Raw genomic sequence first — 22,495 nt, 5'->3', positions numbered from 1 at the left:
CGCGCGGGCCCGGCTTGGCCTATCGTCCGGCCCTATGTCGCCTCTCCTGCGCCTGGGTTCGTCGCTCCTGCTCCTCCTCGCCGTCGCCTGCGGAGGCGACGACGGCACCGCCGACGTCGACGCCGGGCCGCCGATCGACGCCGACGGCTGCGATCCCGCCACCGCGCTGCCGACGCAGTGGCGGCCGATCGCGACGATCTCGGCCGGCGCGGTCAACGTGACGACCGCCGCGGGTGTGACCAGCGGCACGATCGACGCCACCGCCGGCGGCACCGCCGCCGCCGCCGACAACCCCTACGTCTACCTGGACCTGATGACCGGCACCAAGGTCGACATCTCGGACACGACCGCGCTGTCGTCGACCGCGTGGCACATCGCGTTCAAGCGCGCCGGCATCAAGATCAACGGCGGCGACTCGGGCCCCGGCGACGTCGCGGCCGCACCAGTGGCGGTCGAGTTCCTCGGCGACGTCGACGCCGTGCCGGCGACCCTGACCACCGACGACTGGGCCGACGCGACCTGCACGCTGATCGCCGGCCCGACCGGCGAGCCGGCCACGGTGATGTCGACCTGGTACGACTACGACGATCAGACCCACGTGCTGACGCCCAAGACCCAGGTCTGGGTGCTGCGGATCGCCCCGGGCGTGCACCGCAAGCTGCGCATCGTCACGTACTACGGCGACGCCGCCAACCCGATGCGGGGCGCGTACTACCAGGTCGAGTGGGCGCCGCTGTGAGAGCCGCGCTGGTCGCGGCCGCGCTGGTCGCGGCGCCGACCGTCGCCGTCGCCGATCGCGATCCCTGGGCGCCGGGCACCACTCCCGAGACCTACGCCCGGCCCGGCGGCCGGGTCCGCATCCACTACGTCACGACCAGCGCCGACGCGGTGCCGGCGCTCGACAGCGACGCCAGCGGCGTGCCCGACTTCGTCGAGGAGGCGGCGCTGCGCGGCGACGAGTCGCTGGCGGCGTTCGCGGCGCTGGGCTTCCGGCCGCCGCTGTCCGACGGCGCGCTCGGCGGCGACGACCGGCTCGACATCTACCTGCGCGACCTGGCCGGCGCCGACGGCAGCTTCACCGCCGACAGCTGCGCGCAGACGCCGTTCACGTGCAGCGGCCACATGACGATCGAGAACGACTTCGTCGGCTACAACTATCCGTCGGTGTCGATGGCGCTGCGCATCCTCACCAGCCACGAGCTGTTCCACGCCGTCCAGAGCGCGTACGACAGCGATCAGCCGATCGCGTGGTCCGAGGGCTCCGCGGTCTGGGCCGAGGAGGTGGTCTACCCCGAGCAGGACGACTTCGAGCACCTGGTGGCGGCGTTCCAGGCCAAGCCGTTCCGGCCGTTCGATCGTCCCGGCGCCGGCTTCGGCGATCTGTACCCGTACGGCGCCGCGCTGTGGCCGTACTTCCTCGAGGCCCACGTCGGCGCCGGCATCACGGCCGCGGCCTGGGCCGGGTGCGAGGACACCGGCGCCGACCCGACGTTCCTGACCGCCATCGACGCGGAGCTGACCGGGCGCGGCCGCGCGTTGACCGACGAGTGGATCGAGTTCACGCGCTGGAACGCGCGCACCGGCCGCTTCGCCGACGGCACCAGCTACCCCGACGCCGGCCGGCTGGCCGCGGCGCTGCGCGAGCCGCCGCTGGTGGCGCCGGGCGCGGCGACCGCGATCGTCGAGGGCTTCTCGGCCCGGTACCTGCCGATCACCGGCGTGGCCGAGTCGTCGCGCATCGAGGTCAGCGCGCAGCGGGCGGTGGCGATCGAGGCGCGCGTGCTCGGCGGCGACGCGACGGTCACGCGCGTCACCGACGACGTCGCCGCGACGGTCCACACGATCGACGTGGTCCCGTCCGGCGACCCGGTCGACCTCGAGGTCGTCATCACCAGCGCGATCCGCGGCGGCATCCAGCAGGAGACCACGGTCGCGATCGCGCCGTACACGCCGCCGCCCGACGAGGCCGGCGGCTGCGGCTGCGCGTCGTCGTCGCCCGACGCCAGCGTCGGCGCGCTGCTGGTCGTCGGCGCGGCGCTGGCCCGCCGGCGCCGCCGGTCGGCGTAGCCACCCGCGGTCCGGCGCGCCGAGCCGCCGCCGAGCCGCCGCCGATCGGCGGAGCCAGCCGCGGCCCGGAGCGCTCGTCGCGCGGCGCGACGATCAGGGGACCAGCGGCGCGAGCTGGCTGGCCGGCATGGTCAGGCGCAGCGTCAGGGCGCCGCCGTGGACGCCGATCGCCGCCGCCGCGAGCTCGGCCGCGGGCGGGATCGCGCCGGCGCTGGGCTGGAACGCGGATCGGATCGCCGGCGCGTCGATCGCGACGACGAAGCTGTCGCCGCGGGTGCGGGCCTGCGCGAGCGTGGCGGCCAGGCCGGGCGCGACCTTGGTCGTCGCGCGCTTCTTGGGCAGCGCGATGTCGGTGAGCGCGCGGAGCTGGGCGACGACGTCCTGCCCGAGCGCAACCGCGAACAGCTTGCCCGGCACGGCGTAGCCGAAGTCGAGCTGCCCGCCGTACATCGACATCGACGCCTTGGTCGCCGCGGTGGTGGCGACGGTGTGGCCGCGCGCGAAGCGGACGCCGCGGTAGGTGGCCGCCTTGACGTCGACGGTCGTGGCCATGGTCCCGCCGGCCGCGGCGCCGAGCGCGGTCAGGTAGTCGAACCACAGCTGCTGCGCGGCGGCGCCGTCGGTGATGTCCCACAGCCCGGCGGCGCTGACCTTGCCGCCGGTCAGGTCGAGGGTCATCGCGTTCTCGCCGTTGGCCAGCGTCGGCCAGCGCGCGAACAGCGCCCCGATGTTCCCGGCGAGCTGGGCGCCGTACATCGACTCCACCATCGGTGCGCTCAGCTCGAGCAGCTGCGTGAACACCGCGCCGGTCTCGAGGCGTCCGCCCATCATCATCGGCGCGGCGCCGAGGCGCTCGAGCAGCTTGAAGTCGCCGGGGCGCTGCTGCGCGGTGAAGGCCGCGACGCCGGTGCCGGCGCGCGGCGCCACCATCATCGCGACGCTGGCGCGATCGCGGTCGAGCTCGAGCGCGAGGTCGAGCCGATCGAGCTGGTCGAACAGCTCCAGGTAGGCCCGCATCGACGACGCGGTGTAGACCTGCAGGTTCGGCGGCTGCGCGGCGATGGCCCCGTCGATGAACCCGGCCAGCATCGGCTTGTAGCGCGTCATCACCGCCGCGATGTCGATCGACACCTGCGGCATCGCCGGCGCGGGCAGGGTGACCGCGGTCGTGAGCGCGTAGGGCGCCGCGGCCCGCAGCGCGGCCGGGCTGCCGATCGCCGCCCACCCGTCGTGGACGACCAGCGCCAGGTCCAGCGCGTCGACCTGGGTCCGGAGCGCGCGCTCGTCGGCGACCGCGACCACGACCACCAGCGGCGCCGGGTTGCGCTTCGGGTCCAGCACCAGCGCGCGCGCCGGTCGCGACAGATCGACGCCGCGCAGGTCGAGCCCCTGGGCGGCCGCCATCTGCACGACGCTGGCGGGGTTCAGCACCGCGCCGATCCCGGGCTTGACCGCGTCGGCGTAGGCGATCAGCGCGGTCAGGGTCGCGATCGGGTCGCCGATCGTGCCCGTCGCGAGCAGATCGGCCGGCGCCGGCTGCGGCGTCGACGGGATCGTCGGCAGCGCGTCGACCGGCGGCGGCGGCACCACCGGCTGCGGCGCCGGCACGTCGACCGCCTGGGCCGCGGGCGGGCGCGGCGGCGCGGCCTTGCCTCCGCACGCGGTGACGCCGAGGGCGAGGGCACAGATCAGCGGGAAGGTTCGGGCGCGCATGCGCTCACCTACCGCACCCCGGTCCCGCACGGAAGGGCGATGACTTGGGTAGGCGGCTGCGGTACCCTGGCCGGATGCTGGAGCAAGCCCTTCGTCCTGGCCACGCTGACGCCGAGCTCGATCAGGTGATGGCCGATCGCGAGGACCACCGTCCCAAGCGGGGCGCCGGCGCGGACGCGCGCCTCGCGGTGCAGGGCAAGGGTGCGCTCGGTGGTGACGTCGCCGGCGCCGCGGCCCAGGGCGTCGCGGGCGCGGGCCAGGCGCTGCCGTTCCAGGATCAGATCCAGCAGTCGTTCGGCAGCTACGACGTGTCGGGCGTGAGCGCCCACACCGGCGGCCAGGCCGCGCAGGCGTGCGAGTCGATCGGCGCCCAGGCCTACGCCACCGGCGACCAGGTCGCCTTCAAGGGCGCGCCCGACCTGCACACCGCCGCCCACGAGGCCGCGCACGTCGTCCAGCAGCGGGCCGGCGTCCACCTCGCCGGCGGGGTCGGCCGCGAGGGCGATCCCTACGAGCGCCACGCCGATCGCGTCGCCGACGCGGTCGTCGCCGGCGAGCCCGCCGAGTACCTGTTGTCGCAGATGGCGGGGCCGACCGCGGCCAGCGCCGGCGGCGGCGGCGCGGTGCAGATGAAGCACGACCTGCCCAAGGGCGACGAGGGGTTCCAGGAGATGTGGGACGCCCACCCGCACAACGACGGGTGGGGCGGCGAGGAGGACACGTCGAGCGATCAGGTCCGCGAGGATCACGGCCTGCCCGACTACATCGACAACACCTGCGCGGTGCGCCTGAGCGTCATGCTCAACGGCATCGGCGAGACGATCACCCCGGCCAAGACCAAGGCCGCCGGCATCGAGCGCAAGCCGCACTACAGCAAGGCCACCAAGCAGTACTACATCCTCGCGGCGCGCGAGATGTGGACCTACCTGAGCAAGTACTTCCGCGCGCCCGACGTGTCGCTGCCGCCGGGCGGCAAGCGCTACAAGGACGAGGAGGAGTTCCGCGAGGCCTTCGACAAGGAGGTCAAGCCGCTCCTGGCCGGGCGCAAGGGCATCGTCGCGTTCGACAAGATCTTCAGCTACGGCGGCACCGGGCACGTCGATCTGTTCAACGGCGAGGCGCTGTCCGACTCGTCGGACTGGTACTCGTCGCAGCGGATCATGCTCTGGTACATCTCGGTCCCGTGATCGTGCGCGCGAGCCTCGTGAACGTGCGCGCGAGCCTGGTGATCGTCGCCGCGGTGGCGTGTGGCAAGGGCGCCTCGGCCCCGGCGCCGACCGCGCCGCCGCCGCCGTCGATCGTCGCGACCGCCACGCCCCCGGACGCCGCCGCGGTGACGGCCCCGAGCGATCCGCCCGTCGACGCCGCGCCGGCGCCGCGCTGGATCATCGCCGCGGGGCAGGTCGGCCCGATCACGCTGGGCCAGCCGCTGCCGGCCGAGCTGATCGACGACGGGCTCGCCGGCCGCTACGTCGCGCGGTTCATCGCCGACGCCCAGCCGGTCGACGGCTTCCGGTTCGACGGGCCGGGCCTGACCGCGTTCGTCACCGGCGGGCCGTTCGCGAAGATGGCCAAGGGCGGGTTCGACGGCCCGCCGCCGATCGAGCAGCTGCGGGTGCCGGCCGTGACCGCGGCGCGCGGCGGCGCCAAGGTGACGATGGTGATGATCGACGGCCCCGGCGCGGTCACCGCGGCCGGCCACGGCGTCGGCGTCAGCCTGGCCGCGCTCAAGGCCTCGTACCCGGACCTGCACACCTACCCGCGGCCGCCGACGATCGACGACAGCCGCACCCGGGCCGACGGCTGCGTCGCCCGCGCGAAGTCGATGCCCGGCGTCGGGTTCGTGTTCACGACCTGCCGCGCCGCCGACGCCGGCGAGCTGGCCAGCCGCGTCGACCTGTGGATCCCCGGATCGTGAGCGGCGCGCCCCCGGCGCGGCACGAGTTCGACCTGCAGATCCACCGCGCGTACCTGCGGGCGATGCGCGCCGTGGTCCGGCGCGAGGTCACGCCCGCGCTCGACGTGCGGGCCCAGCTCGAGGTCGACCTGGCCGAGGTCGAGGCGGCGATCGCGGCGCTGCCCGACGAGGTCGCGACCCGGCCGATGCTGACCTTGACCCGCGCGCTCGGCCTCGACGCCGACACCGTCGAGCTGGTCTGGGCCGCGGTCGCCCTGGCCGCGAACCCGCCGATGCGCGTGCACGCGCTCGAGCTCGACGAGCGCGCCAGCTACGGCCTGACGCTGACCCTGTTCTGCCGGATGGTCGAGCTGCCGCCCGAGCGGGCGCGGGCGCTGGGCCTGGCCTTCGTCGGCGATCACCCGCTGGTGCGGCGCGGCCTGTTGCTGGTGGGCCACGGCGAGCGGGTCGCGAGCGCGTGGACCCTGGCGCCGGCGCGCGAGCTGGTCGCGCACCTCGCCGGCGCGCCCCGGGTCGACCCCGACTGCCTGTGGCTGGCGGCGCCGGCGACGGTGATCCACGACGCGGTCCAGGCCAAGGCCCTGACCGCGATCACCGAGCCGCTCGCGACCGGCGACCCGGTGGCGCTGGTGGTCGAGGGGCCGGCGCTGACCGGGCGCCGCACCGCGGTGGCGCTGGCGTCGCCGCGGCCGATGCTGGCGATCGAGCTGGCGCGCGCGCCGAACGCCGCGGTGCTGGCCGCGCACCTGCGCGCGCTCCGGCGCGAGACGCTGCTCCACGGCGCGGTGCCGGTGATCGTCGGGCTCGACGAGCTCGGCGGCGGCGAGGGCGGCAAGGACGAGCGCGCGCTGGTGCTGGCGCAGTTCATCGACGACGCCGACGGCCCGGTCGTGCTGGTGTCGACCCGGCCCGGGCTCGATCTGGGCAGCCGAGCGCCGACCGTGCGCGTGGGGTGGCCGGTGCCCGACGTCGAGACCCGCGAGCGGCTGTGGCGGGCCCACGGCGCGACCGCCGAGGCCGCGCAGGTGCTGGCGATCCGGTTCCCGCTGGGCGCGGGCGCGATCCGGCGGGCGGTCGACAGCGCCCGGCTGCTGCACGTCGGGCGCACGCTCGACCTGGGCGAGCTGCTCGCGGGCGTGCGCCATAACATCGCCGAGAAGCTCGGCTCGCTGGCCGATCGGGTCGCGGTCAAGCAGACCTGGGACGACCTCGTGCTGGCCGACGACGTGCTCGCGCAGGTGCGGGGCCTGGCGGCGCGCGTGCGCCACGCCCACGTGGTCTACGAGCAGTGGGGCTACCGGACCAAGATGCCGCGCGGCGTCGGCGTGGCGGCGCTGTTCTCGGGCGCGCCCGGCACCGGCAAGACCATGGTCGCGGGCCTCATCGCCGCCGAGCTGCGAGCTCGACCTGTACCAGGTCGACCTGTCGAAGGTCGTGAGCAAGTGGGTCGGCGAGACCGAGAAGCAGCTCGCGCAGATCTTCGACGCGGCCGAGGCCGGGCACGCGCTGCTCCTGTTCGACGAGGCCGACGCGCTGTTCGGCCAGCGCACCTCCGACGTCAAGGGCGCCAACGATCGCTACGCCAACCTCGAGGTCAACTTCCTCTTGCAGCGCATCGAGCGGTTCGGCGGCGTGGTCATCCTCACGACCAACCTCGACACCGCGATCGACAAGGCGCTCAAGCGCCGGCTCGCGGCCCACATCGTGTTCCCGCACCCCGACGACGACGAGCGCACGCTCCTGTGGCGCCGCCTGCTCGCGACCGACGAGGCGCCGCTGGGCGCCGATCTCGACTACGCGGCGCTGGCCGAGGCCTACCCCAAGATGAGCGGCGCCAACATCCGCAACGCGGCGCTGGCCGCGGCGTTCATGGCCGCTGGCGACGGGCGCGGCGTGATCGATCAGGACACCGTGATCAAGGCCGGGCGCGGCGAGTACCTGTCGATGGGGCAGGTGCTGGCGAGCACCCGCCGGTAGCGCGCGTGGCCCGGCGCGTCCGCACCGCGCCGCGCCGCGGCCCCGAGGTCGACCTCATCATGCCGGCGCGGCCGGTCGCGCTCGAGCTGATCGGCGGGCGCGGGCACTACCAGCGGGTGATCGCGGCGGTGCTGGCCGCCGAGACCAGCGTGTGGATCGCCACCGCGAACCTGAAGGAGCTGATGATCGAGGATCACCGCGCGGCGCCCGGGCGGCGTCGGCAGCTCGGGCGCGCCAGCTATCGGTCGATCATGGCGGCGCTGGCCGAGCTCGCGGCCAAGGGCGTCGAGCTGCGCGTGCTCCACGCCGATCGCCCGTCGCGGCCGTTCGTCGCCGGCCGCGCCCAGCACCCCGGGCTCGCCGCCGGGCTCGCGCTGCGCCAGTGCCCGCGCGTCCACTGGAAGATCGTCGTCGTCGACGGCGCGCTCCTGTACCTGGGCTCGGCCAACTGGACCGGCGCCGGCCTGGGCGCGCGCGGCAGCGGCCGGCGCAACTTCGAGCTGGGCGTGGTCACCGACGACGGGCCGCTGCTCGACCAGGTGCAGGGGCTGTACGAGCACGTCTGGACCGGCGGCGAGTGCGCGGACTGCAAGCTGCGCGCGCTGTGCCCGAGGCCGCTCGACCTCGTGCGGCCCGCGCCGGCGCCGGTCGCGCCATCGCCGAAATCCGCGCCGCCGGCGCCGCCGCGGCCGTCGCCGAAGTCCGCGCCGCCAGCGTCGTCGTCGTCGCCGCGGTCGTCACCGAAACGCGCGCAGACCGCGACCAGGCGGTCGCGGCCGGCGCGGGGACGAGGCTGACGTTCAGGCCTTGCCGGTGTCGGGCTTGATGATGTTGACGAGGCTGGCGCCGGCGCCGGCGATCATCGCCAGGACCATCAGCTTGGCGCCGAAGCCGCCGTGCTCGCCGAACTTGGTCTGGGTCTTCGAGAACACCGCGAGCGCGATGAACGTGCTGATCGCGAAGCAGATGAGCGTGATGATCGTGGTCCAGCGCGGCAGCTTCTGGGCCCGCAGCGCGAGCCCGCCGAGCACCAGGCCGGGCATCGACATCAGCATGATGATGTACGGGTGCACCAGCGACTCGCGCGGGTTGAGGTTGCGGAGCTTCCAGAGCGTGAAGCTGACCGGGCCGACGCTGATGTACGGCAGGATGAAGACGCCGAGGAAGGCGATGGCGGCGGCGGCGAGGACGATGAACTTGATGGGCTTCATGACGGAATCTCCAGTGGCTCGGTTTCAGGTTGTCGGGGTCGGTGCCGAACCCTTGTGCAGCCTCGGTGCCAGCGCGTAGGTGCGTGGATCCACAGGTAGGTGCGCTCACACCTGGGTCCACGCCGGCCCGGGCGTCGGCGCCGCCTGGGTCGGTCCCGACCCGATCGTTGGGCGCGGGCTGGTTGCGACCCGATCGCCGCGGCTGTACACACGCGCGATGCCGGTGCCCGCCCCCTGGACCGTGCCCGCGGCCGCGGCCGGGGCGACGCTGGCGGCGGTCGTGCGCGACGCCAGCGGCGAGCCGTGGTCGGTGGTGAAGAAGTGGATCGCCACGGGCAAGGTGCTGGTCGGCGGCGCGGCGGTGCTGGCGATCGACGCGCGCATGCGCGGCGGCGAGGCGATCGAGGTGCGGCTGGCGGCGCCGCGCCCGCGCGATCCGCTGCGCGAGGGCGACCTGGTCCACGACGACGCCCACGTCGTCGTGATCGACAAGCCGCCGGGCATCTCGTCGGTGCCCTACGACGAGCGCGAGACCGGCACCGCGATGGACCTGATCCGCGCGGCCTGGCGGCGCATGGGCCGGCAGGCGACCGAGACGCCGCTGCACGTCGTCCACCGCATCGACAAGGCGACCTCGGGGCTCTTGATGTTCGCCAAGAGCAAGCGCGCCGAGCTGGGGCTGGCGGCGCAGCTGCGCGATCACTCGTGCGAGCGCGCGTACGCGTGCGTGGCCCACGGCGTCGTGCGCACCCAGACGATCGAGTCGTGGCTGGTCACCGATCGCGGCGACGGCCTCCGCGGCTCGACCTCGCACGCGCGCCAGGGCAAGCGCGCGGTCACCCACGTCACCGCCGGCGAGGCCCTGCGCGGCGCGACCGTGTGCGAGGTCCGGCTCGAGACCGGCAAGACCCACCAGATCCGCATCCACCTGAGCGAGGCCGGCCATCCGCTGGTCGGCGAGGAGGTCTACGGCCGCGACTTCGAGAACCGCGGCGGCGCGCTGCTCGCGGCGCCGCGCCTGATGCTGCACGCGGCCACGCTCGGCTTCGTGCACCCGGTCACCGGCGCGCGCCTGCGGTTCGAGCGGCCGCCGCCGGCCGGCATGCGCGACTGGATCGCCGCGCGGCGCTGAGGTTCAGCGGGCCGGTCGTGGCTCAGCCGCGGCTGACCGCCGCCGCGCCCGCCGGCCGGGCCTCGATCCGCACGTCCGCGCCCGTGATCATCACCTCGCCCTCGCGCGGGAGCGCCGCGGCCCGCGCCCAGAGCTGCTCGAGGAGCGCGCCCCGTGTCGGTGGCAGGTGGCTCGCGAACAGCCAGCTCGGGTCGACGGCGCGCGTCGCCTCGATCCGATCGCGCCAGCGCGCGGCGTCCTCGTGGGCGACCCAGGGTGCGCGCGCGCGGCCGAACCAAGACATGCCGTCGAGCACGGCGCGCGGGTCGAGCTCGTCGCTGTCCTCGGCGGTGCGGGGCAGGAACGCGCCGAACGCGTCGGACGAGAACAGCCAGCCGGCGTGCTCGTCGAGGAGCATCAAGGTCCCGGGGCTGTCGTAGAGCGGCGCGGGCAGGACGCGGAAGGCGCGCGCGCCGATGTCGAGGCGCCGGCCCGGCGTGGCGACCCGCAGGCGGTCCGGCGGCACGCGATGGCTCGCGCTCAGCTTGCCGGCGCCGGGCTGCGACGTGACGACGACCGCGTGGGGTGCGCGGTCCAGCAGCGGCGCGAGGGCGCCGGTGTGGTCGGCGTCGTCGTGGGTGATCACCAGCGCGCGCAGGTCGTGGAGATCGATCAGGCAGTCGAGGGCGTCGAGGAAGGCGTCCTGCTCGACGGCCAGGCCGGCGTCGATGAGGACCGGCGCGTCCCCGCGGAGCAGGAACGCCTGGACCGGGAGCAGGCCCAGGCCGGGCGCCGGGAGGTGGGACGGGAGGACGACCAGCTGATCGGCGGGCGCGAACGGCGGTTCCATGGCGGCCTCTGGCGTGCAGGTGATGACGCGGGTGGCGCAGCGCGGTCACGGCGCGCAGGCGTAGGCCTCGTCGGGACAGACGACGTCGGACAGCTGGGGCCGGGTCTGCGCGCAGGCCGCGACGCCCTGCAGCTGGTTGGCCGCGGCGAAGTCGAGGTCGTCGTGGTCGAGCCAGCTCCGGACGAAGCCGTGCCCGGCGCTGTCGACGATCACGCTGTCGTGGACGAACACCCGGGCCGGCAGGCCGTCGAGGATCACCGCGCCATCGAAGGTCGTGACCGGGCTGCACGTCGCGAGCGAGCACGAGCAGAAGCCGCCGGCGCGTTCGACGCGGGCGAAGGCGACGTCGTGATCCGCCATCGGGGACTCGAAGTAGAGGCCGGCCCAGGACCCGGGCGGATCGGCGTCCGTACGCGACGTGAACGTCACCGGTCGCGCGGCGGTGCCGCGCACGCGCAGCGTGCCGCGCGGGCCGTCGGCGTCGGCGACCATCCGCAGGCTCCCCTCGGGCTGGAACCGCAGCTCCACGCCGGCCTCGATCGTGAGGGTCACCGCCGGGCCGCCGTTGGCGCCGACGCGCAAGTGGTCGCCGACGGCCTGACCGACGACGTACGGCACGCCCAGATCGCGCAGCGCCGTGTCCGCCTGGAGGCCCGGCCGGTCGTTCGCCTCGTCCTCGTCGATGACGATCTCGTCGCGCGCGTTGCCCGCGTAGGCGCCGTCGGGCAGCCCCTGCAGGCCGTGGAGCCCGACGACGAGGGCGGCGCCGCTGGCCCCATCGATCGCGAGCGCGCGCGAGCCGTCGCCGAACCGCGCCGCCCGATCGAGGCGGACGCCCGCGCCCGCGGAGCGCGCGACCGTCACGGTGTCGACCCACAGGACCTCGGCCGCGGGCGTGACCCCGGCGCCGACGCCGACCAGCGTCGCGCCGCCGGGACCCTGGCCGCCGCCGTCGATACCGACGTGGGCGAGGTCGACGCGCGACGGGGCATGGACGACGATCCCCGACCACGGCGCGGCGCTGGTGCCCTCGAGCGCGATCGGCCGCGCCGCCTCGCCGCGGGCCTCGAGCCGACCGAGCTCCGCGCCGTCCGGCAGGCCGACCTCGACGCCGGCGCCGGGGGCGAAGCGAACCACGGCGCACGGCTCGATCGTGAGGGTCGCGCCGCCGATCACCGCGAGCGGGCCCTCGACGAGGTGGGGGCTGTCGGCGGCGCGCCAGATCTCGTCGCGCTCGATCATGGGGCCGCGGTGAGGTGTTCCGGCGCCGAGCGGGGGGCACCCCGCGGGAGGCTGTGGCGTGGCGGCGTCGCTGCACGCGGTGGCGCCGCAGGCGAGGGCGAGGAGGACGGTGGGCCAGGAGAGCTGCATGCGGCCACCGTGCGCGCGTCGCCGCGACCGCCCAATCCCAGGTTCTGGGGACCCGGGCTGGCTCCCCAGATCTGGGGAGGGCCGGCACCGCGACAGCCTGCTAGCGTGGATCCGATGGGCACCACGGACAGTCACTGGCGCCGGGCGCACCACCGCGTGGAGCGCGCCGCCCGCGAGCTCACGAGCGCCGACGCGCTCACCGAGCAGGTCGGGGCGGTCCTCGCCGACGCGGTCGACGCCGACGCGCACGTGTTCTTGCGGCTCGATCCGCTGACGGCGCTGTGGCTCGGCGCCAGCGGCGCTGGATACGACCCGGCCGCGTGTCAGCACTTCACCGCCAACGTGTTCCTCAAGAGCCCGCTGGCGGACTACGCGGCGTCGGCCCGTGACGACGTTACGGTCGTGCGCGTCCCGCGCGGCGGGATCCCGGCCGAGGATCCGTACGCGCGCTACTACTTCGGTGATCTCGGCTACGAGGAGGACCTGCACGCGACGTTCGCGGCGGGCGGGCAGAGCTTCGGTCACCTCACGCTCGCGCGACGGTCGGGTGCGTTCGCGGCGGGCGCGGTGCGCCTGGTCGAGCGCGCCGTGCCGATCGTCACGCAGGCCCTGCGCCGGCTCCTCGCCAAGGAGACCCTCGAGTCGGTCCCCGGCGACGGCGTCGGGCTGCTGTTCGTCGACGCCGGTGGCGGCGTCGCCGCGGCCAACGCGCTGGGCGACGAGCTCCTGGCCCGCAGCGTCGCCGCCGATCCGCACCGGACGCGCGACGCGCTGTCCGCCCTGGTCGAGATCGCGCGGCGTGAGCTGGTGCGCGCGACCGGCGCGCCCATGCCGCGCGTCGTCTACGTCGAGCGCGGCACGCACCAGCGCTACCGCCTGGTGGCCGAGCGGATGCGCAGCCGCCCGGACGATCCGCCGCAGATCCTCATCATGGCCGAGCCGATCCGCGCCCTCGACAGCGTCGAGCTGCTGCGCACCGCCGGCCTGTCCGAGCGCGAGGCCGAGGTCTCGCTGCTGCTGCTGCGCGGCTTCAAGAGCGTCGAGGGCGCGGCGTCGCTCGGCATGTCCGAGCACACGTTCCTCGCGCACGTCAAGGCCGTCTATCGGAAGCTCGGCGTCGGCTCGCGCGGCGAGCTCGCCGCGCTGCTGCTCGCCGGGGTCTAGCGTCCGGAGTCGTGGGGCTCCGGCGACCCGGTCGCCTCGCGCGGCGGCACCAACCGCCCGGTCGACGGCGCCCCGCCCGGCTCGACCGGCCTGGCCGAGGTTCACCTGGCGCACCCGGAACGCCGCACCAGCGTTCGGGCGGGCCGCGCGCGCGGCGACGGCAGCTGCGCGCGGCCGGCGGCGCTCTGCTACCGTAGACGGCGATGGCCGCCACGAGGACGACCGGCTGCCGGACCGCCGCCGGCGATCGGCGACGATGACCGTCGCCGACGCACCCTCCACCGCGTTGCGCGCCGGCAGCCGCGTCGATCGCTTCGAGATCGTGCGGCTCGTCGGCGCTGGCGGCATGGGCGCGGTGTACGAGGCCCGCGATCCCGATCTGGCGCGCGCGGTGGCGCTCAAGCTGATCCACGAGCCCGACGCCCACCGGTCGATGCGCTTCCTGCGCGAGGCCCAGGCCCTGGCCCAGCTCCAGCACCCCAACGTCGTCGCGGTCTACGACATCGGGGCCGACGGCGACCGCGTCTTCATCGCGATGGAGCTGGTCGACGGCGAGAGCCTCGACCAGCGCGCGGCGCGGCGTGGGTGGCGCGAGGTGGTCACGCTGTTCGTGCAGGTCGGGCGCGGCCTGGCCGCCGCCCACGCCAAGGACCTGGTGCACCGCGACGTGAAGCCGTCGAACATCTTCCTCGGCGCCGACGGCCGCGCCCGGATCGGCGACTTCGGGCTGGCCCGGCTCGGCGAGGCGCGCGACGGCGGCGGCGCGGCGCCCCCGGAGCTGCCGAGCGCGATGGCGACCACGGTCGACGATCGCGGGGATGACGGCGATCCGAGCGCGGCGGTGACGCCCGTCGGAGGCCTGCTCGGGTCCACGCTCACCGGCGTCGGGGCCTACATCGGTACACCGCGCTACATGGCTCCCGAGCAGCACGCGCGCCGATCGGCCACCGCCCGGAGCGATCAGTTCTCGTTCTGCGTCGCGATGTGGGAGTCGCTGTTCGGCGAGCACCCGTTCGAGCAGGACGCGGCGGGCTGGGCTGAGCCGGTGATCGCCGACCGCCGCCGACCGCGGCCCCGCGGCGCGCCGGCCTGGCTGGTGCGCGCGCTCGATCGCGGCCTCGCGCACGATCCCGACGCGCGCCACTCCTCGATGACCGCGCTGTGCGACCTGCTCGAGCGGACCCCGGTCCGGCGGCGACGCGCGCTCGTCGGCGTCGTCGGCGCGGTGGCGCTCGGCGGCGCCGCCCTGGTGCTGTGGCAGGTCGCGGACCGTCCGGCGGCGCGGGTCCCGTGCGAGCGCGCTGGCGACGCCGCGCTGGCGCTGTGGACGCCAGCGCAGCAGGAGCGGCTGCGCGCCGGCTTCGCGCCGGTGAGGCCGTTTGGCGGCGACACCGCGACGCGCACCGTGGCCGCCGTCGACGGGTGGACGGGGCGCTGGCGCGGCGCGCGCATCGACACCTGCCGCGCCACGCACGAGCGCGGCGAGCAGTCGGCGGAGGTGTTCGATCGGCGCATGGCCTGCCTCGATCGCGAGCTGTCGCTGGCCAGCGCCGTGCTCGAGCGGCTGAGCGGCGGCGGCCCGCGCGCGGCGGCCGGCGCGCTGGCCGCCATCGACGGCCTGCCCGCGCCCGAGGCTTGCAACGCCGCCCGCCTCCAGGCCGCCACGCCGATCCCCGACGATCCGCGGGTCGCGGGGATCCGGCGCGAGCTCGACGCGATGCACGCGGCCAGCGCCGCCGGCGATCTGCCCGAGGCGCGCCGTCGCGTCGCCGCCGCCCGCGCGCTCGCCGACGCGCTCGGCCACCCCGGCCTGCGCGCCGAGGTGCTGCTCGCGGTCGCGCGCTACACCAGCGGCCAGGATCCGAAGGCGGCCCAGGCGGCGCGCGAGGAGGCGCTGGCCCAGGCCTCGCTCGCCGGCGATCGCGATCTCGAGGCGACCGCGACCTTGCGCCTGCTCGACGCCGCGTCGCAGCGCGCCGACCCCAAGGCGATCGAGGTCCTGCTGCCGATCGCGCGCGCGGCGGTGGCGCGCGACGGCGTCCCGCCGTCGGTCCGCCTCGACTTCGACGAGGACGAGGCCCGCGCGCTGGCGCGCCTCGGGCGCTACGACGACGCGCTCGGCGCCTGTGCGCGGCTGGCCGTCGTCGAGCCGCCGCCGCAGCCCCGGGCGACCCAGTGCCGCTGCGTCGCCGCGGTCGACAGCGGGCGCAACGAGGGCGAGGCGCCGTGTCGCGCCGCGCTGGCCGCCGCCGAGGACGCCTACGGTCCCAGTCACCCGACGACGGTGTCCCGGATGATCACGCTGGCCACCGCGCTCAAGCGGCTGGGCAAGCTCGACGAGGCGATCGCGCTCGACGCGCGCGCGCTGCCGATCGAGGAGGCGGCCTCCGGCCCCGACTCCGAGGACGTGGCCAAGCTGCTCGGGCACGCGATCAACCGGTTGATCGCCGCCGGGCGCCTCGAGGAGGCCGCGGTCGCCGCCACGCGCGCGCTCGCCATCTACCGCCGCCTCGACGATCCCGATCGGCCGTCGCGCCTGCAGGGCCAGGCCGAGCAGAACCTGGCCGACGTGCTGGTGCGCAGCGACCAGCTCGACGAGGGCCTCGCCCACGCCGATCGCGCGATGCAGATCTTCGAGGTCACCGTCCCTGCCGATCACCCCGATCTCATCAAGATGTACGCCAACTACGGCAACATCAACATGGCCGCCGAGCGCTGGCCCGTCGTCGAGCGCGCGATGACCCGCTGCGCCGAGATCGCGCTCGCGGTCCACGGCGAGAATCACCCGCTGCGCGCGCTGTGCCTGCTCGGCGTGGCGCAGGTCCAGCTGGCGCAGGGCCACGCCGCCGACGCGGTCGCCAGCGCGCGCGGGGCGCTCGAGGTGATCACCGCGCTCAAGCTCAACCCGGCCAACCTCGCCGCGGCCCACGGCGTGCTCGGCCGCGCCCTCGGCGAGAGCGGCGACCGCGCCGGCGCGCGCCAGCACCTCGACCTGGCCATCGCGATCTACAAGCAGCTCGGCCCCGGCGGCGCGGACGGCCTCGACCAGGCCCGGCTGCAGCGCCAGCGCTTCTGACCTGGGCCGGTCGTCGCGTCAGCGCAGCGACGCCGACAGCGACAGGCCAGCGGCGCCGGGCGCGACCGTCGGCACGACCGCGAGGTCGCGCGCGCCCAGCGGCAGGCGCACGTCGCGCGGCAGCGGCACCAGCGCGCCGGCGAGCGCGCCGACGGCGACGCCGACGGCGAGCGCGCCCAGATCCGAGCCGCGCAGGTCGCGCTCGGGCGCGAGCGCGTAGGTCAGGCCGAGGCCGAAGCCGGTGCCGATCACCGCGCCGACGAGGACGTCGGTCGGGAAGTGCTGGCCGGCGCGGATGCGCAGCACCCCGGTGGTCGCGGCGATCGCGCCGGCGCCGCCCCAGATGCCGAGCCGCGCGGTGGCGTCGTGGCTGGTCGGGTTGTAGAGCAGCGCGCCCGAGGTCACCGCGGCGAACGCCAGGCTGGTGTGGCCCGAGAAGAATGAGTGATCGTTGCCGCGGGCCTGGGCGGTGTACTCGACCACGCCGGGGTGGCGGTTGTACGTGTACGGCCGATCGCGCCGGACCGCGTACTTCACCGCCAGCGCGGTCAGCGCGGTCGCGCCGACCGCGCTGGTGTACGCGGCGCCGCGACGGAGCACGTCGTCGTCGAGGCCGCGCCCGAGCTCGAGGCCGATCGGCAGCGCGAGCGCGGTCAGGAAGAACGCGTCGCTGGTGGCGTCGGCGGTGGCCGAGAACTGCGACACCGCCAGGCAGTCGAGGCCGTTGACTGGGCACTCGTCGGCGCGCGCGCGCCCGGGCACGGCGACCGCGACGCAGATGGCGAGGATGGCGAGGGTGCGCACCGTCATCGTAAATGCAATGGCTGGACCACGGGGATCGGAACGTAGTTCCGGATAGTTGCACCGAATCCGGTGACCGTTCCTGCACACGCTGACGAGCCGTCGACGCAGGCAGCGCGCCGACTTACGCAGGCAGCGCGTAGGTGACCGAGGCCTGGGCCACGACCACCGCGGGGTCGCCGCCGCGCAGGTGGACCTCGCCGACCGCGAGGCGCTTGCCGAGCTTGAGCATGCGCGCGGTCGCGTGCAGGTCCGCCGGCGGCGGCTTGCGCAAGAAGTTGATCGTCAGGCTCGAGGTCACGGCCAGCGGCTGCGGGCCGGACATCGCCAGCACCAGGAAGTACATCGCGGTGTCGGCCAGGGTCATCAGCGTCGGGCCCGACAGCGTGCCGCCCGGGCGCAAGAACGCCTCCCGGTAGCGCACGACGCAGTCGAGCTCGTCGTCGCGGATCGCCGTGATCTCGCAGAAGCCCTTGGCCTGCGGGAACGTCGCGGCCAGGAGCGCGTAGATCTCGTCGGCGGTCATGCGCGGCATGGCCGCATGGTAGCGGAGCGGCGGCCGGGCGGAGCGACCCGGCCGCCGGCGCGGCGCGCGCGGCGCACGACGTGCACGAGCTGCACGGTGGCGCGTCCGGCGCGGCGCGCGGCGCTACTTGCGCAGCGCGATCTTCTTGGGCTTGGCCTCGGGGCGCTTGCCGATCGTCACGGTCAGGACGCCGCCGTCGAGCTTGGCCTCGACCCGCTCGGCGTCGGCGGTGTCCGGCAGCGAGAAGCTGCGCGAGAACGCGCCGTACTGACGCTCGTACAGGAAGTAGGTCTCGCCCTCCTTGCGCTCCTCGGCCTCGCGGGTGCCGGAGATGGCCAGGATGCCGTTGTGCAGCGACACGTCGAGGTTGTCCTCCTTGACGCCGGGCATGTCGGCCTTGACCACGTAGGTCTCGGGCGTCTCCTTCACCTCGAAGCTCGGCGCGAAGTTGACGGCCGGGCGCTGATCGCCGAACAGATCCCATGCGAACATGTCGCGGGCCATGGCGAAGGGGTCACGGTAACGGACGGGGGGATTGGATTCACGACGGACGAGTGCCATGACAGTGCTCCTGTAGAGGGAGGACGTGCGCCGAAACCGACGCCGGGCGCGCGGCGGTCGTGGGTCGGCTGGTGACCACCACCAGCGCCCCATCGACTACTCCCCCACCAATAACCACCGCGCGCGCGCGCGCAACCGCTTGACCGCGACCGCGGCCGTTATTACGAGGCCGGCGATCTGCGCCGACGCGATCAGCCGAACAGGATGCGCGCGCAGCAGCGCGGCCGCCCCGCCGGATCGTCGACGTCGGCCATGGCCCCGGCGGCGCCGACTGGTCACCCTGCGCGAACAGGCGGGTGTGGATGGGCACGCGGGCGCGCGGTGCCGACGCGATCAGCCGAACAGGATGCGCGCGCAGCAGCGCGGCCGCGCCGCCGGATCGTCGACGTCGGCCACGAACCCGGCGGCGCCGACCTGGTCGCCCTGCGCGAACAGGCGGGTGTGGATGCGCACGCGCTCGCCCGCGAAGCTGGGCTTGCGGTAGGCGATGTCGAGCGCGCGCACGAGCACGCGGCGCGGGCGCTCGCGCTCGGCCAGGCGACGCAGGGCCGCCTCGGCGAACAGCCGCGGGTACACCAGCGAGTTGACGTGCTGGTTGGAGTCGGTGTGATCGAGGCCGAACGCGGTCACCACCGGATCGGGGTGGAACTCGCCGTCGATCGGCGTGGCGCCGGCTGGGAGCTCCATCGCGGTCGTCGGCGCCGGCGCGTCGTAGGTCGCGGACGGCACGCTCGGCATGCCCGGCGCGTCGAGGCGCGTGACCCGGCGATCTCCGGCGGAGGCGAACAGCCGCGTGAACGTGTGCTCGGCGAACAGCGTGCCCGCGACGACCGGCGCGCCGGGGCCCGACGGCGGCACCATGCGGCCGGCCGTGCCCCGGACCTCGACCCACATGTTGAGGAAGAGCTTGGCGACCGCGCCGTCGCGATCCTGGCGCGCGAGCTCGTAGCCGCCGGTCGCGGTCGCGGGCGCGTCGACCCGGATCGCAGCGTCGGTGCCGACGATCGTCAGCCGCGACAGGATCGGCACGATGCCCTGGGCCGCCATCGCGCGCTCGGCCGGGTGGCCGTCGAGGAGCTTGGCCCAGACCGTCCAGCCCAGCGCCGGCGGGAACGCGATCGCGGTCATGCGGCCGTCCTGGGCCACGTCCTCGTAGCGCAGCGCGAACTCGGCGGTGGCGACGCGCTCGGGCGGCAGATCGGGGCGCGGCGGAGCGGGGAACGGCATGGCTCAGCCTACCGCTGTGATCCGGCGCTGGCGACGGCGTGGCCGCGGCGCGACGCGGCCCGGCGATCGTCGCTTGAGCCCGATCTGCTCGAACTCCCGGAGGTCGTTGCGCACGACGTGCACAACCGCGCGAGGCGAGGGCGCAGGACCGACACGCGAGCCGTCACCCGGTGGGCATGACCGCTGCACATGGGTGGGGGATGCCCACGTTCACCTGGCTCGACCGGCAGCGAGCTCACGATGCGCCCGAGGTCGAGGTCGAGGAGCCGGACTGGGAGCGCCCGGCGCCGGGCAAGGTGTCGCGCACCCAGCACCTGCCGGCCCGGGCCGTGGCCGTCGATGCCCGGGGCTCGCAGGTGGTGCAGCGGCAGGTCGGCGCGCCCGGCGCCCCGGCCGCGACGCTGCGCCTGCCGATCCACGCGGTCGTGCTGCAGCCGGCCTCGCCGGGGGTCGCGGCCGACCTCGCGGCGGCGCGGGCGTTCTTCCAGCGCTTCGGCATCGAGCTCCAGGTGCACGGGCCGGCTACGATCCCCGGCCCCGCGGCCGCTCGCCTGGTCAGTCGGGAGGAGCGCGCGACCGAGGAGCGCGGCGGCTACAACGTCCGACCGCCGGCGCTGGACCTCGTCGAGCCGCGCGCCGAGAACCAGGGAGCCCCCTGGGGACGGACCGATACCAGACGGCAAGCCGCGCCCGAGGCCCTCGACCTGCTGGCTCTTCGTCCGGTCCCCGGACAGATCGCGGTGTTCTGGTTGCCGGTCCCGATCCGGAACCATGACACCAGCGGGGACACATTCGGCTTCGCGCTCAGCCACTCCGAGCTGCCCAACGTGCGCCAAGACCAGGAGTCGGTGGTGCTCGCGCCCGGCGGCCCGCCCGACGTGCTCCCGCACGAGCTGATGCATATGCTGCTCGACGTCGGTCACACCGAGGACCCCGCCAACATCCTCGCGAGTGGCGACACCCGCACCGGCGATCAGGTGACACCGGCGCAGGTCGAGGCGATGCGCGGCAGCCGGTACGTGCTGGGGCGCCCGCCCGCCGGGCTCGGCCGCAGCCTGGCCCAGCCGGCGCCCGCCGAGGAGACCACGCCGGGCCGCACCGCCGACGAGGTCCACGCGATCGCCGGCCACGGGGTCGGCGCGGCCCTCGGCCCGCTGCCGTTCCTGGACCAGATCGCCGGCGCGTTCGGGCGCCACGACGTCTCCGGCGTGCAGGCCGCGGTCGGCGGCGCGGCGGCCGAGGCCTCGGCGGCGCTCGGCGCGCGAGCCTACGCGACCGGCGATCGCATCGCGTTCGCCAGCCAGCCCGACCTGCACCTGGCCGCGCACGAGGCGGCGCACGTGGTGCAGCAGCGGGTCGGCGTGGCGCTGCGCGACGGCCTCGGCCGCGCCGGCGACGCGTACGAGCAGCACGCCGACGCGGTGGCCGACGCGGTCGTCACCGGGGGCGACGCCGAGGCGCTGCTCGACCGTTTCGGCGGTGGCGGCGCCGCTGGCGTGCAGCGCGCGGTCCAGCTCGACGGTGAGCACCCGGCCGCGGGCGCCGCCGCCGCGACCGCGAACCGCCACGTCGAGCGCGATCGCCGACCCGAGGGCGGCGTCGTCCAGGCGCTCGCGACGGTGCGCGCCGTGACCGATCGCGCCGCGCTCGAGGCGCTGCTCGGGCAGCTGCGCGAGCGTGCGGCGACCGCGCGGTCGGACATGGAGCAGGTGCGGCTGACCGGCATCGCGGGCATGCCGCCGGTGCTGGCCCGGGCCGACCTGATGCAAGTCGTCGCGGCGGCCGAGGCGCGGCAGGTGTCGATGCACGTCGATCGTCATGGCGCCGAGCTCGAGGGCCTCGACGAGACCCTGCCGGAGGCCGACGCGGCGCAGGTGCGCTCGATCGTCGGCAACTACTTCATGGGCGCGGTCCCCAGCGCGAGCCAGGGCGCCGCGGCCGCCGACCAGCTGCGCGCGGCGCTCGGGCACCTGCGCGGAGGCCTGCCGCCGGCCACCGCCGAGGCCCTGCGGCGGACCGTCGACAACCTGCGCCGCGGCATCGAGGAGGCGATCGCCCGCGATCAGCCCGGGATCGGACCGTCGACGCAGGACCCCGGGATGACGCCGCGCCGCGCGGATCCGATGGCGGGTCTCGGCGATCTGCGCTCGAGCCCGCTCGGCGCGCTGTTCTACCTGACGGGGCACTTCCGCGGCCGCTCGGAGCAAGACTGCCGCGACCTGGCGCACCTCGGCGCCGGCATCGAGTCGATCATCAGCAGCGGCGTCGCGGTCCAGCAGGGCCGCCAGGCCGGGCGCGAGGCCAGCGCCGAGCGCGGCCCGACGGTGGTCGGCGTCGAGGGCACCGATGCGCCCGGGATGGCCGCGCCGGTCCAGCGCGCGGCGACGGCGACGCCCGCGGTCGACGATCCGTTCGCGCTGCACACGCTCGCGGCGCGGGGCGTGGCCGGTGGCGGCGGGGCGCTGCCGCACCTCACGGCGATCCAGCAGAGCTTCGGGCACCACGACGTGTCGGGTGTGCGCGCGCACGTCGGCGGGGCCGCGGCCGAGGCCGCGGGTGCGATCGGCGCGCACGCGTACGCGACCGGCGACGACGTCGCGTTCGGGGCGGCGCCCGACCTGCACCTGGCGGCGCACGAGGCGGCGCACGTGGTCCAGCAGCGCGGCGGCGTGCAGCTCGCCGGTGGGGTCGGCCAGGTCGGCGATCCGTACGAGCAGCACGCCGACGCGGTCGCCGACGCGGTCGTGCGCGGCGAGAGCGCCGCGGCGTTGCTCGACACGATGGCGCCCGCCGGCGCGTCCAGCGGCGCGGCCGTCCAAGGCCGGGCCGTGCAGCGCTTCCACGACGGCCAGACGCCAGCCGAGCGCGGCGCCGAGGCCCGCGGCGTGCTGCGTCAGCTCGCCAGCCTCGCGCCGGCCGCGC

The 22,495-nt window shown here is 75.4% G+C and carries 17 protein-coding genes and 2 pseudogenes; 10 read left to right on the top strand and 9 right to left on the bottom strand.

All coding sequences use genetic code 11. From position 1 onward, the window contains the following. The first annotated feature begins 34 nt into the window (after positions 1–34). Both IPL61_35155 and IPL61_35150 read left to right on the top strand, forming a co-directional pair. The gene (locus IPL61_35155) at positions 35–739 is read left to right on the top strand and encodes an HmuY family protein (protein ID MBK9036430.1); all 705 of its coding nucleotides are present in this window, start codon (positions 35–37) and stop codon (positions 737–739) included. Further along, complete coding sequence (locus IPL61_35150; GenBank protein ID MBK9036429.1) at positions 736–2,067, top strand: hypothetical protein; 1,332 nt, start codon at positions 736–738, stop codon at positions 2,065–2,067. Before IPL61_35155 ends, IPL61_35150 begins: the two co-directional genes overlap by 4 nt. Positions 2,068–2,160: 93 nt before the next feature. Here the strand turns inward: IPL61_35150 and IPL61_35145 are convergent, their stop codons facing one another. Then, the gene (locus IPL61_35145; protein ID MBK9036428.1) at positions 2,161–3,780 is read right to left on the bottom strand and encodes a hypothetical protein; all 1,620 of its coding nucleotides are present in this window, start codon (positions 3,778–3,780) and stop codon (positions 2,161–2,163) included. 74 nt (positions 3,781–3,854) lie between these two features. Between IPL61_35145 and IPL61_35140 the strand changes: the two genes are divergently transcribed. Further along, positions 3,855–4,967, top strand: a complete 1,113-nt coding sequence (locus tag IPL61_35140; protein MBK9036427.1) for a DUF4157 domain-containing protein — start codon at positions 3,855–3,857, stop codon at positions 4,965–4,967. A 568-nt stretch (positions 4,968–5,535) separates the two neighbouring features. On the opposite strand, the gene IPL61_35135 is transcribed toward IPL61_35140, so the two are convergent. Beyond that, positions 5,536–6,966, bottom strand: a complete 1,431-nt coding sequence (locus IPL61_35135) for a hypothetical protein (protein ID MBK9036426.1) — start codon at positions 6,964–6,966, stop codon at positions 5,536–5,538. Positions 6,967–7,132: 166 nt separating this feature from the next. Between IPL61_35135 and IPL61_35130 the strand changes: the two genes are divergently transcribed. Both IPL61_35130 and IPL61_35125 read left to right on the top strand, forming a co-directional pair. Continuing rightward, positions 7,133–7,675 carry an ATP-binding protein gene (locus IPL61_35130; GenBank protein ID MBK9036425.1) on the top strand — a complete coding sequence of 181 codons (543 nt, stop codon included), beginning with the start codon at positions 7,133–7,135 and terminating at the stop codon, positions 7,673–7,675. Positions 7,676–7,734: 59 nt separating this feature from the next. Continuing rightward, positions 7,735–8,472 (top strand): phospholipase D family protein, encoded by a 738-nt coding sequence (locus IPL61_35125; protein ID MBK9036424.1) that lies wholly within the window; start codon positions 7,735–7,737, stop codon positions 8,470–8,472. Positions 8,473–8,475: 3 nt separating this feature from the next. Here the strand turns inward: IPL61_35125 and IPL61_35120 are convergent, their stop codons facing one another. Beyond that, complete coding sequence (locus tag IPL61_35120; protein ID MBK9036423.1) at positions 8,476–8,886, bottom strand: hypothetical protein; 411 nt, start codon at positions 8,884–8,886, stop codon at positions 8,476–8,478. A gap of 217 nt (positions 8,887–9,103) precedes the next feature. Between IPL61_35120 and IPL61_35115 the strand changes: the two genes are divergently transcribed. Further along, the gene (locus IPL61_35115; protein ID MBK9036422.1) at positions 9,104–10,018 is read left to right on the top strand and encodes an RluA family pseudouridine synthase; all 915 of its coding nucleotides are present in this window, start codon (positions 9,104–9,106) and stop codon (positions 10,016–10,018) included. Positions 10,019–10,040: 22 nt separating this feature from the next. On the opposite strand, the gene IPL61_35110 is transcribed toward IPL61_35115, so the two are convergent. Both IPL61_35110 and IPL61_35105 read right to left on the bottom strand, forming a co-directional pair. Next, entirely contained in the window at positions 10,041–10,847 is an 807-nt protein-coding gene (locus IPL61_35110) for an MBL fold metallo-hydrolase (protein ID MBK9036421.1), read from the bottom strand. A gap of 45 nt (positions 10,848–10,892) precedes the next feature. Continuing rightward, complete coding sequence (locus IPL61_35105; protein ID MBK9036420.1) at positions 10,893–12,089, bottom strand: hypothetical protein; 1,197 nt, start codon at positions 12,087–12,089, stop codon at positions 10,893–10,895. 243 nt (positions 12,090–12,332) lie between these two features. Between IPL61_35105 and IPL61_35100 the strand changes: the two genes are divergently transcribed. Beyond that, positions 12,333–13,382 carry a helix-turn-helix transcriptional regulator gene (locus IPL61_35100; GenBank protein ID MBK9036419.1) on the top strand — a complete coding sequence of 350 codons (1,050 nt, stop codon included), beginning with the start codon at positions 12,333–12,335 and terminating at the stop codon, positions 13,380–13,382. A 256-nt stretch (positions 13,383–13,638) separates the two neighbouring features. Further along, positions 13,639–16,458, top strand: a complete 2,820-nt coding sequence (locus IPL61_35095; GenBank protein MBK9036418.1) for a serine/threonine protein kinase — start codon at positions 13,639–13,641, stop codon at positions 16,456–16,458. Positions 16,459–16,476: 18 nt separating this feature from the next. Here IPL61_35095 and IPL61_35090 read toward each other — a convergent pair whose 3' ends face one another. The 4 genes from IPL61_35090 to IPL61_35075 form a co-directional block, all read right to left on the bottom strand. After that, positions 16,477–17,262 (bottom strand): phosphatase PAP2 family protein, encoded by a 786-nt coding sequence (locus IPL61_35090; GenBank protein ID MBK9036417.1) that lies wholly within the window; start codon positions 17,260–17,262, stop codon positions 16,477–16,479. 121 nt (positions 17,263–17,383) lie between these two features. Continuing rightward, positions 17,384–17,794 carry a PaaI family thioesterase gene (locus IPL61_35085; GenBank protein MBK9036416.1) on the bottom strand — a complete coding sequence of 137 codons (411 nt, stop codon included), beginning with the start codon at positions 17,792–17,794 and terminating at the stop codon, positions 17,384–17,386. A 114-nt stretch (positions 17,795–17,908) separates the two neighbouring features. Further along, a complete protein-coding gene (locus IPL61_35080; protein ID MBK9036415.1) occupies positions 17,909–18,346 on the bottom strand; it encodes an Hsp20/alpha crystallin family protein in 438 nt (145 codons plus the stop codon). A gap of 333 nt (positions 18,347–18,679) precedes the next feature. Beyond that, positions 18,680–19,573: a hypothetical protein gene (locus IPL61_35075; protein MBK9036414.1), complete on the bottom strand. Its 894-nt coding sequence runs from the start codon at positions 19,571–19,573 to the stop codon at positions 18,680–18,682. Between the two features lie 1,001 nt (positions 19,574–20,574). On the opposite strand from IPL61_35075, the pseudogene IPL61_35070 reads away from it, so the two are divergent. Next, positions 20,575–21,048, top strand: a pseudogene (locus tag IPL61_35070) (DUF4157 domain-containing protein). A gap of 882 nt (positions 21,049–21,930) precedes the next feature. After that, positions 21,931–22,347, top strand: a pseudogene (locus IPL61_35065) (DUF4157 domain-containing protein). Positions 22,348–22,495 lie beyond the last annotated feature (148 nt).

The organism is Myxococcales bacterium (genome assembly GCA_016717005.1).
Classification (GTDB): Bacteria; Myxococcota_A; Polyangia; order Haliangiales; family Haliangiaceae; genus UBA2376.
Note: the sequence above shows the minus strand (reverse complement) of the source record. Positions and strands in the feature narration are given on the sequence as shown.

Bases quoted from the DNA above. Each gene is read 5' to 3' on its own strand.
- IPL61_35155 (MBK9036430.1), top strand. From the start codon at position 35: ATGTCGCCTCTCCTGCGCCTGGGTTCGTCGCTCCTGCTCCTCCTCGCC.
- IPL61_35145 (MBK9036428.1), bottom strand. From the start codon at position 3,780: ATGCGCGCCCGAACCTTCCCGCTGATCTGTGCCCTCGCCCTCGGCGTC.
- IPL61_35140 (MBK9036427.1), top strand. From the start codon at position 3,855: ATGCTGGAGCAAGCCCTTCGTCCTGGCCACGCTGACGCCGAGCTCGAT.
- IPL61_35125 (MBK9036424.1), top strand. From the start codon at position 7,735: ATGCCGGCGCGGCCGGTCGCGCTCGAGCTGATCGGCGGGCGCGGGCAC.
- IPL61_35120 (MBK9036423.1), bottom strand. From the start codon at position 8,886: ATGAAGCCCATCAAGTTCATCGTCCTCGCCGCCGCCGCCATCGCCTTC.
- IPL61_35115 (MBK9036422.1), top strand. From the start codon at position 9,104: ATGCCGGTGCCCGCCCCCTGGACCGTGCCCGCGGCCGCGGCCGGGGCG.
- IPL61_35110 (MBK9036421.1), bottom strand. From the start codon at position 10,847: ATGGAACCGCCGTTCGCGCCCGCCGATCAGCTGGTCGTCCTCCCGTCC.
- IPL61_35105 (MBK9036420.1), bottom strand. From the start codon at position 12,089: ATGATCGAGCGCGACGAGATCTGGCGCGCCGCCGACAGCCCCCACCTC.
- IPL61_35100 (MBK9036419.1), top strand. From the start codon at position 12,333: ATGGGCACCACGGACAGTCACTGGCGCCGGGCGCACCACCGCGTGGAG.
- IPL61_35095 (MBK9036418.1), top strand. From the start codon at position 13,639: ATGACCGTCGCCGACGCACCCTCCACCGCGTTGCGCGCCGGCAGCCGC.
- IPL61_35085 (MBK9036416.1), bottom strand. From the start codon at position 17,794: ATGCCGCGCATGACCGCCGACGAGATCTACGCGCTCCTGGCCGCGACG.
- IPL61_35080 (MBK9036415.1), bottom strand. From the start codon at position 18,346: ATGGCACTCGTCCGTCGTGAATCCAATCCCCCCGTCCGTTACCGTGAC.
- IPL61_35075 (MBK9036414.1), bottom strand. From the start codon at position 19,573: ATGCCGTTCCCCGCTCCGCCGCGCCCCGATCTGCCGCCCGAGCGCGTC.